Origin of the sequence: Vreelandella neptunia, from assembly GCF_034479615.1 — a bacterium.
In the GTDB taxonomy this organism is placed as follows: Bacteria; Pseudomonadota; Gammaproteobacteria; order Pseudomonadales; family Halomonadaceae; genus Vreelandella; species Vreelandella neptunia.
The window spans coordinates 432,056-444,864 of the sequence record NZ_CP140255.1 but is presented as its reverse complement, the minus strand read 5'-3'; the positions used below and the strand labels follow the sequence as shown (position 1 = coordinate 444,864).

At 58.0% G+C, this 12,809-nt stretch carries 8 protein-coding genes; 1 reads left to right on the top strand and 7 read right to left on the bottom strand.

The window, feature by feature from the left end; genetic code table 11:
- Positions 1 to 26: 26 nt before the first annotated feature.
- Positions 27 to 1,517: a 4-hydroxy-3-polyprenylbenzoate decarboxylase gene (gene ubiD / locus SR894_RS02160; RefSeq protein WP_133730943.1), complete on the bottom strand. Its 1,491-nt coding sequence runs from the start codon at positions 1,515 to 1,517 to the stop codon at positions 27 to 29.
- Between the two features lie 57 nt (positions 1,518 to 1,574).
- Positions 1,575 to 2,834, bottom strand: coding sequence for a transcription termination factor Rho (rho, locus tag SR894_RS02155; protein WP_007111700.1), 1,260 nt, complete (start codon positions 2,832 to 2,834; stop codon positions 1,575 to 1,577).
- 560 nt (positions 2,835 to 3,394) lie between these two features.
- Between rho and ppx the strand changes: the two genes are divergently transcribed.
- A complete protein-coding gene (gene ppx, locus SR894_RS02150) occupies positions 3,395 to 4,948 on the top strand; it encodes an exopolyphosphatase (RefSeq protein WP_133730944.1) in 1,554 nt (517 codons plus the stop codon).
- Here the strand turns inward: ppx and tilS are convergent.
- The 5 genes from tilS to lpxB form a co-directional block, all read right to left on the bottom strand.
- Positions 4,923 to 6,221, bottom strand: a complete 1,299-nt coding sequence (tilS, locus tag SR894_RS02145) for a tRNA lysidine(34) synthetase TilS (RefSeq protein WP_133730945.1) — start codon at positions 6,219 to 6,221, stop codon at positions 4,923 to 4,925. The two genes, ppx and tilS, sit on opposite strands and share 26 nt — an antisense overlap.
- Positions 6,202 to 7,158 (bottom strand): acetyl-CoA carboxylase carboxyl transferase subunit alpha, encoded by a 957-nt coding sequence (accA, locus tag SR894_RS02140; protein ID WP_133730946.1) that lies wholly within the window; start codon positions 7,156 to 7,158, stop codon positions 6,202 to 6,204. Before accA ends, tilS begins: the two co-directional genes overlap by 20 nt.
- Positions 7,159 to 7,441: 283 nt before the next feature.
- A complete protein-coding gene (gene dnaE / locus SR894_RS02135; protein WP_133730947.1) occupies positions 7,442 to 10,954 on the bottom strand; it encodes a DNA polymerase III subunit alpha in 3,513 nt (1,170 codons plus the stop codon).
- A 35-nt stretch (positions 10,955 to 10,989) separates the two neighbouring features.
- Positions 10,990 to 11,637 (bottom strand): ribonuclease HII, encoded by a 648-nt coding sequence (gene rnhB, locus SR894_RS02130; protein ID WP_208862652.1) that lies wholly within the window; start codon positions 11,635 to 11,637, stop codon positions 10,990 to 10,992.
- Positions 11,627 to 12,799, bottom strand: a complete 1,173-nt coding sequence (gene lpxB, locus SR894_RS02125) for a lipid-A-disaccharide synthase (protein ID WP_133730948.1) — start codon at positions 12,797 to 12,799, stop codon at positions 11,627 to 11,629. The genes rnhB and lpxB overlap by 11 nt, the downstream gene beginning before the upstream one ends.
- Positions 12,800 to 12,809 lie beyond the last annotated feature (10 nt).

Sequence of the window (12,809 nt, the reverse complement as noted above, 5' to 3'; positions counted from 1 at the left end):
CAAATTTGGTCAGCGATACATCGCATTCAGCGGCGGGAGGGCGGTAATTCAAGGCCAATCCCCAGCGCTTCCCAGCGTTCATCCACGCGCGCTTTAACGGCATCGTCCATCACAATCGGGGTGCCCCATTCGCGGTCAGTTTCTCCCGGCCACTTATTGGTGGCATCGAGTCCCATTTTCGAGCCAAGGCCTGAGACCGGTGAGGCGAAATCGAGGTAATCGATCGGCGTATTCTCGACCATCACGGTGTCGCGTGCGGGATCCATCCGGGTGGTGATCGCCCAGATAACATCTTCCCAATTGCGTGCGTCCACGTCGTCATCCAGCACAATCACAAACTTGGTGTACATAAACTGACGCAGAAAGCTCCATACCCCCATCATTACGCGCTTGGCGTGGCCGGGGTACTGCTTTTTCATGGTGACCACCGCCATGCGGTAAGAACAGCCTTCCGGAGGTAGGTAGAAGTCGACAATTTCGGGAAACTGCTTACACAGGATGGGCACGAAGACTTCGTTGAGCGCCACGCCGAGAATCGCCGGCTCATCCGGTGGACGTCCCGTATAGGTCGAGTGATAGATCGCATCACGGCGCATGGTCATCCGCGTGATGGTAAACACCGGGAAGTGGTCGACCTCATTGTAGTAACCGGTGTGGTCACCAAAGGGGCCTTCCGCCGCCATGTCATCCGGATAGATAAAGCCTTCGAGGATAATCTCGCTGGACGCGGGTACATCAAGGTCGGCGTGTCCGCACTTCACCAGCTCGGTACGCGAACCGCGCAGCAGGCCTGCAAAGGCATATTCTGAGAGGGAATCTGGCACCGGGGTCACGGCGCCCAAAATCGTCGCTGGGTCGGCGCCAAGCGCCACTGCGACTGGAAAGGGCTCGCCAGGATGGGCCTTTTGAAACTCCAGAAAATCCAGCGCGCCGCCGCGGTGGGAGAGCCAACGCATGATCAGGCGGTTCTTACCAATCTTCTGCTGACGGTAAATACCTAGGTTCTGGCGCTTCTTGAGCGGCCCCTTGGTGATCACCAGTGGCCAGGTGACCAGCGGTGCTGCATCTCCGGGCCAGCAGTGCTGAATCGGCAGCAGGCCAAGATCGACCTCGTCATCTTCATACACCACCTCTTGCACCGGTGCATGCTTGACGTTTTTTGGCCCCATGCTGAGCACTTGCTTGAAGATCGGCAGCTTGTCCCAGGCGTCTTTCAAGCCTTTGGGCGGGTCAGGCTCTTTGAGAAACGCCAACAGCTTGCCTACTTCTCTGAGCGCTTCTACCGAGTCCTGGCCCATGCCTAGCGCAACCCGTTTGGGGGTGCCAAACAGGTTACCGAGCAGCGGCATGTCGTGGCCTTTGACGTTTTCAAACAGCAACGCCGGGCCACCGGCACGCAGCGTGCGGTCGCAAATTTCGGTGATTTCCAGGTAAGGGTCGACTTCGATGTGGATACGTTTGAGTTCACCCTGGGCTTCAAGCGCCGCGATGAACTCACGCAAGTCTTTGTACTTCAAGGCACGCTCCCTGGCTGGCGAATACGCCGCGTTAGCGGCGCTCTTTTTGACTACAAGCTAGCGGCGCTTCATCGCTTCAAAGAACTCAAGATTGGTCTTGGTATCTTTCAGACGGTCAATCAGGAATTCAGTGGCAGCGGTGTCTTCCATCGGGTTGAGCAGCTTACGCAGAATCCACATGCGCTGCATTTCATCTTCAGAGGCCAGCAGGTCTTCACGACGGGTGCCACTGCGGCGGATATTGATCGCCGGGAATACGCGACGCTCAGCCAGCTTGCGATCCAGATGGGCTTCCATGTTACCGGTACCCTTGAACTCTTCGAAGATGACTTCGTCCATCTTGGAGCCAGTGTCGACCAGCGCCGTGGCGATAATCGTCAGGCTGCCGCCCTCTTCGATGTTACGCGCCGCACCGAAGAAGCGTTTCGGCTTCTCAAGGGCGTGAGCATCTACACCACCGGTGAGCACTTTACCAGAGCTCGGCACCACGGTGTTGTAAGCACGCGCTAAGCGAGTAATCGAGTCGAGCAGAATGACCACATCTTTCTTGTGCTCAACCAAACGCTTGGCTTTCTCGATAACCATTTCAGCCACTTGCACGTGGCGCGCCGGCGGCTCATCGAAGGTCGACGCCACCACTTCGCCACGCACCGTGCGCGACATTTCGGTCACTTCCTCAGGGCGCTCATCGATCAGCAGTACGATCAGATGGCACTCTGGGTTGTTGCGCGTGATGGAGGTCGCGATGTTCTGCAACATCAGCGTTTTACCCGCTTTAGGCGGCGATACCAGCAAACCACGTTGGCCTTTACCGATTGGCGCGGTTAGATCAATGATCCGAGCGGTAAGGTCTTCCGTGGAGCCGTTACCGATCTCCATACGCATACGATCGTCTGGGAACAGCGGCGTTAAGTTCTCAAACAGGATCTTGTGCTTGGCATTTTCCGGACGGTCAAAGTTGATTTGACTGACCTTCAGCAGGGCGAAATAGCGCTCACCCTCCTTCGGCGGACGGATTTTGCCGGAAATGGAGTCACCCTTACGCAGATTGAAACGGCGGATCTGTGAAGGCGATATGTAAATATCGTCGGGACCGGCGAGATAGGAGCTGTCTGCGCTACGCAGGAAGCCGAAGCCATCCTGAAGAATTTCCAGCACACCGTCGCCATAGATATCCTCGCCACTTTTGGCGTGTTTCTTGAGGATGGCGAAAATGATGTCCTGCTTGCGCGAACGGGCCAAGTTATCAATACCCATTTCACGGGCGATATCGAGGAGCTCGGGAACGGTTTTTTGCTTGAGTTCAGTGAGATTCATCGGTGTGTTAGAAAGTTGCTCATGGAAGCTGGGCGCCAGGCGCCGGGAGTAAGACAGGAGGCGTGAAAGTGACGCCGTGTGATGCGTTCAGATCCCGGTAAAGGCACGCGCTCGAAGATGAAAGGAACGGCGTTGACCCTCACTAACAACGCTGCTGCTTGTTGTTATTAAGACTCAACTCGAGGGTGCTAACACTTGTTTAATCTGGTTCCCACAGGAGAGTGGTTGAACCAGTGGGCTATCTGACGACTTGGAATTCTGGCTGACGCTAACGGGATAAACAGTGAATAACGTCTGGGGCGACCAAGATGCCGTACTTGAACGACGCATGCAAGACTATTTAGCTAAGCAATTTATTACCTAAGCAATTTATCTACACCATTGCTCTGTCTTAACTCTCCATCTCTACAGCGACGCACTTATGGACACACTAACTAACCAGGTCAGATCAGGCCAGTAGCTCGATGTTAGTCAAGCGCCGCGATAAACGCAAGCCTTTGGCAATTGACAATAGATAAAGGTCACCGCAACCTTGGCACAGCCAACACGAAGGAATGCTCATGTCCACGGATATTTCGCTACCCATTGCCACCTCTGCCACTGAGGCAGACAGCGGTGCACCGCAGCGCTTCGCCGCTATAGACCTGGGCTCCAACAGCTTTCACCTACTGGTGGCCAACTACCAACACGAACGCCTACAGGTGGTCGCTCGCTTGGGTGAAAAAGTGCAGCTCGCCGCGGGTTTAGACGATGACGGCCTGCTCAGCGAAGAGGCGATGCAGCGCGCGTTGGACTGTTTGGGCCGCTTCGCGCCGTTTTTAAACGACATTACCGATGCCAATTTGCGCATTGTCGGCACTAACGCGCTACGCGATGCCGATAATAGCCAAGCGTTTATCGAGCGCGCCGAGGCACAGTTAGGTCATGCCATCGAAATTATTGCCGGCCGCGAAGAAGCCCGGCTGATTTATTTAGGTGCCGCCCACGCGCTGGCCGAAAATGGCCGCCGATTAATCATCGATATTGGCGGCGGTTCAACCGAATTTATCATTGGCGAAGCCTTTGAGCCCAAAGCACTGGAAAGCCTGCGCATGGGCTGCGTGACATTCTCTCGACGCTTCTTCCCCGACGGTGAATTAAACGAAAAGCGCATGCGCCGCGCCGAGCTAGCCGCCCTTTCGGAGCTTGCCAATATTCAACGTCCTTACCAGCGCCTGGGCTGGGACGACCCGGTCGGTTCAAGCGGCACGATCAAGGCCGCCGCCAGCGTGTTGCATGCCTACGGCGATACGCCCCACGAGGGCGTTATCACGCGTGGCGGTTTGAAGAAGCTGCGCGAACGGCTGCTAAAGTGCAAGCAGCTGGATAAAGTCGTGCTCGATGGCCTCAAAGCTGACCGTGCCAGAGTCTTCCCGGCGGGTATTGCCATTCTTGGGGCGATTTTTGAAGCCTTTGATTTAACCCAGATGCGCTTTGCCGATGGCGCGCTGCGCGAAGGCGTACTCTACGACATGGCCGGGCGCAATACCGCAGAAGACTCGCGCTCGAAGAGCCTGGAGTCGCTAAAGCGCACTTACGATGTTGATACCCGCCAAGGACTTAACGTCGCCGACACCGCCGAGCGTTTGTTTAATCAGGTACGCCATGCCTGGTCCCTAAACCTTGATCAAGGCCGCTATTTACAGTGGGCCAGCCACGTGCACGAAATCGGTTTGGCGATCTCCCACAGCCAGTTCCACCGCCACGGCGCCTACCTACTGGAGCACTCGGATCTAGCGGGTTTTTCACGCCCTGAACAGCGCCAGCTGGCGTTTTTAGTGCGCGCACACCGGCGTAAATTTCCGCTCAAGGAGTGGCAGGCCCTGCCGGAAGCGCAACAGGAGACTACCCAGAAGCTCGCCCGGCTGCTGCGGTTAGCCGTTTTGCTCAACCATTCCCGCCCGGAAAGCGCGCCCTCGCTACCGGAAATAAGCGCTGACAGCGATAGCTTGACGATCACGCTACCTGCCAGCGATGAACCCACCCTGCTGAGTACCGACCTGGAGCAGGAGCAGGCGTTTATGGAAGCCGCCGGTTTTAAGCTGATCGTTAAGCAGGTGAAGTCAGACGGGTAAAGCGAACGCCCTCTGCCCGCCATAGCAGCTGAGCAGGGGGACAAATCACCCCGATACACGCCTCACCCTGCATGATAACCACCAGCCGCTCTCGCTCCCAGGGCGGCATATCCGCCTCTTGTAACAACCGCTTGAGATCGCGCCGCCCTCGTTTAGGCAGTTGAATAACCTCCCCACCTTGTCGCCAGGTCGCTCTCAGCGGTTGAGACGGCTCTTTTAATGAGGCCACCTGCCACCCTAGCGGCCCGATAGGCGTTTCCAGTAGCGTTTGACCATCCCAGCTAACCTCCCAAGCCGGTAGGGGCTCATACGGCACCATCAAATAGAGCCGCTGACGCCATAGGCGCGCCTGGGCGCCCGGCCACTCAACGCATACCTCGGCATCCGCCTTGGCATTCAATTGATTCAGCAGGCTCTCTAAACGCTTCTGGGGCGGTGTTGGCAGGCCTAGCTGTTGGCAAAACGTGCGCACCAGCAGCCGCTGACGGGGGAGGGAACACTCGCCTAGCGCGGCAGCATCGATGTAATGACTATCGACCAGTAAACGTTGCAGCTCTTGTTGAGCGTATTCGCACAGCAACGCATCTGCTTCGCCAGCATGGGCAGCGCTGTTCGCTAGCGCATGTTCTGCCTCAGGCCAGCGCTCGCGCATCGCAGGCAGCACCCGGTGACGCAGGCGATTGCGGTCAAGGCTTATATCGCTATTGGTTGGATCTTCACACCAGGTCACGGCGAGTGAATGCGCGGTTTCCTCTAACGCTGCCCGGCGCACCGTTAGCCAGGGGCGCACCAGGGTAATACCCTGAGCGTCGCGTCGATAGGGCATGCTCGCTAGCCCACGCAACCCGCTGCCGCGCAGGGCGGCAAGCAGGAAGGTTTCCGCCTGATCGTCCTGGTGCTGGGCCAGCCAGAGCGTATCCCCCGTGGGAATGGTGGCAAAAAAAGCCTCATAGCGGGCATTGCGAGCGGCACCTTCGATGCCTTCGCCTTGTGCATCTACCGCCACATTGACCACGGATAGCGGCACGTTCAAACGCACACACATATCTCGGCAGTGCGCTTCAAATGTCTGCGCTGCTGCCTGCAAGCCGTGGTTGATATGGATGGCCCGCAAAGAGCTGCCTGCTTGTTCACAGACCTGTGCGGCTAACGCGAGCAGCAGACAGGAGTCCAAACCACCCGAGAGTGCCACCCAAATAGAGCGCCCCGGCGGGGTTTCCGCCAGGGCGTCGTTGAGTAAGCTTGGCAGCGTTTTAAGCGGCTGGGGCGCCATAGCTCATTAAACGCTTATAGCGACGCTCCAGCAGTGCGTCGGTGTCCATCGCCTGCAGACGCTCCAAGCTGGCGGTCAGCGCCTCTTTGACCCGCTCAGCGGTGGTTAGCGGGTGGCGGTGGGAACCACCAAGCGGCTCTTTGATCAGCGAATCGACAAAGCCCAGCTCTTTCAGTCGCTCGGCGGTAATGCCCATGGCCTGAGCGGCATCGGAGGCTTTTTCAGCGCTTTTCCATAAAATCGATGCGCAGCCTTCCGGTGAAATAACCGAGTAGGTGGAGTACTGCAGCATTTGCAGCTCGTCGCATACCCCAATCGCCAACGCGCCGCCGGAGCCACCTTCGCCCACCACGGTGGAAATAATCGGCGTTTTCAGCCGCGACATGACGGCGAGGTTATAGGCGATGGCCTCTGACTGACCGCGCTCTTCCGCGTCGATACCGGGGTAAGCGCCCGGCGTGTCGATAAACGTCACAATGGGCATTTTAAAGCGCTCAGCCATTTCCATCAGGCGGCACGCTTTGCGGTAGCCTTCTGGGCGCGGCATACCGAAGTTGCGGCGTACTTTCTCTTTTACATCGCGGCCTTTTTGATGGCCAATCACCATCACCGGCGCATCGTTTAATCGCGCAATGCCACCTACCAGCGCAGCATCATCAGCGAAGTTACGATCACCGTGCAGCTCGTCAAAGTCGGTGAAGATGTGCTCGAGGTAGTCCAACGTGTAGGGACGCTGAGGGTGCCGTGATAGCTGAGAAACCTGCCAGGGAGTCAAATCCTTGAAGATCGATTCCGTCAGCTTGCGGCTCTTCTCTTCCAGCCGAGCAATCTCGTCGGAAAGGTTGACTTGGCTATCGGAGCTGACTAACCGCAGCTCCTCAATTTTTGCCTGAAGTTCGGCAATCGGCTGTTCAAAATCGAGATAATTAGGATTCATCGGCTCTGCCTGTAAGCTGCCTGTCAAAAACAAGCCTGATCAAAATAAGTATTATCGCACCCTGACCCTGCCACGCAAGGTGGGCTCACTTATGCACTGAGTGCAATCTTACGAGAGCAGGTCTCCGCGAGGGCGCTGTGAACCCATCCGAGGGCGCTACTTTCGCCATCTGACCGCCATGGATGGCGGAAATGCCGGAATTGTCAGGAACATTTTCCGGCCATGGCCGAAAGACCCTCGCTTCAACCTGCCCTCTCCCGAGAGTTTAGTGGCGCATTGTCAGCTATCGATAGCGTAGCTGTACGCCTGTCTGGCCCTGAACATCCTGCAGCGCCAGCAGTAAGTCGTCGCTCGGTGCGACTTTCCACTCATCGGCGAGTTCCAGCCAAGCCACTGCCGCTGGGTGACGGTACTGCAGGCGCACCGGCAAACCCTCTTGATCGCGATATGGCGTCAGGCTGTCGCGCAGGGTTTCAATTAAGCGGCCATTGATCTGACCCGCGTCCAGTGCCAGTTCCACGGCTTGGCCGTAGCGAATGCGCGCCGTCACCATCGGTGTAACATCTTTACCGCGTAGGCGCAGGCCACCAGAGTATTCGTCGCTGGAGACCTCGCCCTCAACGATGAGTACCTGATCAGCCTCAATCTGACCGCGCAACTGCTCGAATAGCTCCCCAAACAGTGAAGCTTCAATACGCCCGGTGCGGTCATCCAGGGTGATAAACGCCATGGTATCACCACGTTTGGACTTCATGGTGCGCACGCCGACCACTAACCCAGCAACGCGCTGGGGGTCGCGAGAAGGCTTTAAATCGCTGATCCGCGTGGAGACAAAGCGCTTTAACTCCCGTTCGTACTCATCGATGGGGTGCCCCGTCAGGTAAAGCCCCAGGGTATCTTTCTCCCCTGAGAGCCGCTCACGATCAGTCCACTCACGGGCGTTGATGTATTCGGCGTAAACGTTGCTGTCACCGTCACTTTCATCGGCCGCGGCGAACGCATCACCAAACATATCCTGCATGCCCAGATTCTGATTGGCGTGGTTTTGGGCAGCGGCTTTTAGTGCGTCCTCCATCGCTGCGAACAGTACCGCACGATTGGGGCCTAAAGTATCCAGCGCACCGGAGCGAATCAGCGCCTCCAGGGTGCGTTTATTCATCCGTTTGGGATCAATGCGGCGGCAGAAATCAAAGATATCTTTGAAAGGGCCATCTGCCTCGCGGGCTTCTACAATGGCGCCAATGGGACCTTCGCCGACGCCGCGAATGGCGCCTAGCCCGTAGACCACACGTGCATCGGTATCGACGGTGAACTTGTAGCCACCGACGTTGACGTTCGGGGGGGTAACGGTGAGCCGGAGGTTGCGACACTCCTCGATCAGCGGTACCACTTTATCCAGGTTGTCCATTTCCGTGGACATCACCGCGGCCATAAAGGGCCCCGGATAGTGGGCTTTCAGCCACGCGGTTTGGTAAGAGACCAGCGCGTAGGCAGCCGAGTGCGACTTGTTAAAGCCGTAACCGGCGAATTTCTCTACCAGGTCAAAGATATTACCGGCCAGGTCTTTATCGATACCGTTGGCGGCACAGCCCTCCATAAAGCCATCGCGCTGCTTGGCCATCTCTTCGGGCTTTTTCTTACCCATGGCACGGCGCAGCATATCGGCCTGGCCGAGGCTGTAGCCTGCCATGACCTGCGCGATCTGCATGACCTGCTCTTGGTAGAGAATGATGCCGTAGGTGGGCGCCAAGACAGGTTTCAACAGCTCGTGCTGGTAATCCGGGTGTGGATAAGAGACTTCAGCCCGGCCGTGCTTACGGTTGATAAAGTCGTCGACCATGCCCGACTGCAGTGGGCCGGGGCGGAACAGTGCCACCAGGGCGATCATGTCGTCCAGGGAGTCGGGCAGCAGGCGCTTGATCAGTTCCTTCATGCCGCGGGACTCAAGCTGGAAGACCGCCGTGGTTTCGGCGCGCTTGAGCATCTCGAAGGTGGGCGCATCATCCAGCGGGATGCTGTCGATGTTGAGCGGATCCTGGCCGTTAACGCTGCGCACCTTATCGACCATCTCCAGCGCCCAGTCGATAATCGTCAGCGTCCGCAGGCCCAGAAAGTCGAACTTGACCAGCCCGGCCTCTTCAATATCGTTTTTATCGAACTGAACCACCAAGCCTGAGCCATCTTCATCGCAGAGCAGCGGCGAGAAATCCGTCAGCTTGGTAGGGGCGATGACCACGCCACCGGCGTGTTTACCGGTGCCCCGGGTGGTGCCCTCAAGCTTGAGCGCCATCTCCCAGATCTCTTCGGCCTCTTCATCGTTGCCGATAAACTCTTTGAGCGCGGGTTCCTGCTCAATCGCCTTGGCCAGGGTCATGCCTACTTCAAAGGGAATCAGCTTGGAGAGTTTGTCCCCCAGCGAGTACGGACGGCCTTGGGCACGGGCGACGTCGCGCACCACGGCCTTCGCCGCCATGGTGCCAAAGGTGACAATCTGGGATACCGCATTGCGACCGTAGCGCTCGGCTACGTACTCGATCACCTTGTCGCGTTTTTCCATGCAGAAGTCGACGTCAAAGTCGGGCATGGAGACACGCTCAGGGTTAAGAAAGCGCTCGAACAGCAGGTCGTAGCCAATCGGGTCTAAGTCAGTGATCTTTTGCGCGTAGGCCACCAGCGAACCAGCACCGGAACCACGCCCCGGGCCTACCGGCACGCGGTTGTCCTTGGCCCACTGGATAAAGTCCATCACGATCAGGAAGTAGCCGGGGAACCCCATCTGGATAATAACGTTGAGCTCGAACTCCAGCCGGTCGCGGTAGCGCTGGTCGATCGCCTGGTACTCTTCGCTGTCGCGGGGGTAGCGTTCAGCGGGAAATAGAAAATCCAACCGCTCGGTTAAACCGTCATGGGAGACCTTGCGGAAGAATTCATCCTGGGTCATCCCTTCGGGAATGCCGAACTCGGGCAGGAAAATCTCGCCCAGGCGCACATCCACGCTGCAGCGCTCGGCGATCATCACGCTGTTTTCCAGCGCTTCGGGGATATCGGCAAACAGCGCCGCCATCTCGTCGGGGCTTTTTAAGTACTGCTCTTCGGTGTAGCGGCGTTCCCGGCGCGGGTCGTCCAGCGCTTTACCTTCACCGATGGCGACGCGGGTCTCGTGGGCCCAATAATCTTCGCGCTCAAGAAAGCGCACGTCATTGGTCGCCACCACTGGCGTGCCTGTCTCAATGGCCAGCTTGACGCTGGCGTGAACGCAGGCCTCTTCCAGCGGACGCCCGGTGCGAATCAACTCTAGATAAAAGCGCTCGGGAAATGCCGCCTGCCACTCTTCGAGCAGCACCCGCGCATCCTGTTCGTGATCAGATAGCAGGTGGCGGCCAATCTCACCCTCCCGGGCGCCGGAGAGCGCAATCAAGCCTTCGCTCTGTTCCAGCACCCACTGTTTATCGAGAATGGCGCGCCCCTGACGTTGACCATGCGTCCACCCTTTCGAGATCAACTCGGTCAGGTTGCGATAGCCCACATCGTTCATCGCCAGCAGCGTTAGCCGGTAAGGGTGGGACTCGTCGTGGGGGTTATGGAGCCATAAATCGCTGCCAATAATCGGCTTCAACCCCGCCCCCTGGGCGGCTTTGTAGAACTTCACCAGGCCGAACAGGTTGGTTTCATCGGTCAAGGCCAGCGCTGGCATCGCCCGTTCAGCCGTGGTGCTGACCAGCGACTTTAGCTTCACTAAGCCATCGACCAGGGAGTATTCACTGTGCAAACGTAAATGAACGAACGGAACCGTCATGGGACTCTCAGCAAAACGCTAGATGAAGATAAAAGTTAAAGCAGCGCCAACTGGCGCTGCACAGGCGCGAAGCTACGACGATGTTCGGCCAGTGGCCCGTGAGCTGCAAGCGCCGTCAGGTGCTCTTTTGTCGGGTAGCCTTTATGGCGCGCAAAACCATACTCAGGATAGCACTCATCCAAGGCGACCATCTGCGCGTCACGAGCGACCTTGGCCAAAATCGACGCCGCGGCAATGGCACAGTGGCGTGAATCGCCCTTCACCACGGCCTGGCCGGGCAGCCGATGGCTAGGTAATTTGTTGCCATCCACGAGTAGATATTCCGCCGACGGTGCCAGCGCATCAATGGCGCGACGCATGGCCAAGTGGGTGGCGTGGTAAATATTCAGCGCATCCACTTCCGCTGCGCTGGCTTCTGCCACAGCAAAGGCCAGCGCCCGCTCGCGAATTTGTGTATCAAGCGCTTCACGCCTGCGCGCCGTCAACTTTTTAGAGTCAGTAAGACCGTCAATCGGCTGCGCGGGATCGAGAATAACCGCCGCGGCCACCACGCTACCGATCAGTGGCCCTCGGCCTACTTCATCGACCCCCGCCAGCCGCTCGCCGCTGTAAGAAATATCTAATAGTGGAAAATCCTTGTGCTCGATCAACCAGTGCGTTGTCACCCTATCTTTAATGGCCATCAACACTCTCCAGCGGCTGCCCCGCGACCAACAGGCTTACTGCCTCGGCGGCGCGACGGCTGGCGTTGCGCTGGAGGGTGGCGTGCATCTGGGCAAAGCGCGCTTCCAGGGCGTGGCGGCTATCTTCGTCCGCCAGCATGGCGCTGAGCTGGTCGGCAATCGCCTCCGGCGAGGCAGCGTCTTGAATGAGTTCGGGCACCAGCGTTTCCTGGGCAATCAAATTGGGCAGCGATACCCACTGGGTTTTCACCATTCGTTTAGCCAGCCAGTGGGTGGCTGGGGCCATTTTGTAGGCCACTAGCATGGTGCGGTGGCACAGCATGGCTTCCAGCGCGGCGGTGCCTGAGGCCAGCAGCACCACATCGCTCGCTACCATGGCTTCACGGGCCTGACTATCCAGCAGCGTAATTCGCTCAGCCAGTAACGGGTAATTAGCCAGCAGTGCGCTGATTTCACGGCGGCGATCAGCAGTGGCCGCCGGAATCACCACCTGCAGCGCGGGGTGGCGCTGGCAGAGCTGTTCGGCCGCGTTGAGAAAAGTATCACCCAAAAAGCGAATTTCATTGGCCCGGGAACCGGGCAACAGCGCCAACACTTGGCTATCAGGCGCCAGCTCCAGCGCTTGGCGGGTCGCAGCACGGTCATTTTCCAGCGGCATTTCGTCAGCCAAGGGGTGACCCACAAAGGCGACGGGGACACGGTGTTCGCGATAGAAGGCGGCTTCAAAAGGGAGCAGTGTTAGCATGCCGTCTACCGATTTAGCGATGCCTTTTACCCGCCCCTGGCGCCACGCCCATACGGAAGGGCTTACGTAGTGGGCGGTGGTAATGCCCGCTTCACGGAGCTGGCGTTCCAGGCCTAAATTGAAGTCAGGCGCATCGATGCCGAGCATAATATCCGGCTGCCAGGCCAGCGCTTCGGCTTTTAGGGTGCGCCGTACACGGATCAGCTCGGGGAGGTGCTTAAGCACCTCAACCAGCCCCATTACCGCGAGGGTCTCTAAAGGGAAGCGGCTCTCCATGCCTTCCGCCTGCATCCGTGGCCCGCCGATACCACGAAACTCGACGCCAGGGTGGCGTGCTTTAAGTTCGCGCATCAGCCCAGCGCCGAGGATATCGCCGGAGAGCTCCCCAGCCACGAGATAGACACGTTGCAGGCTCATAAAATGATTA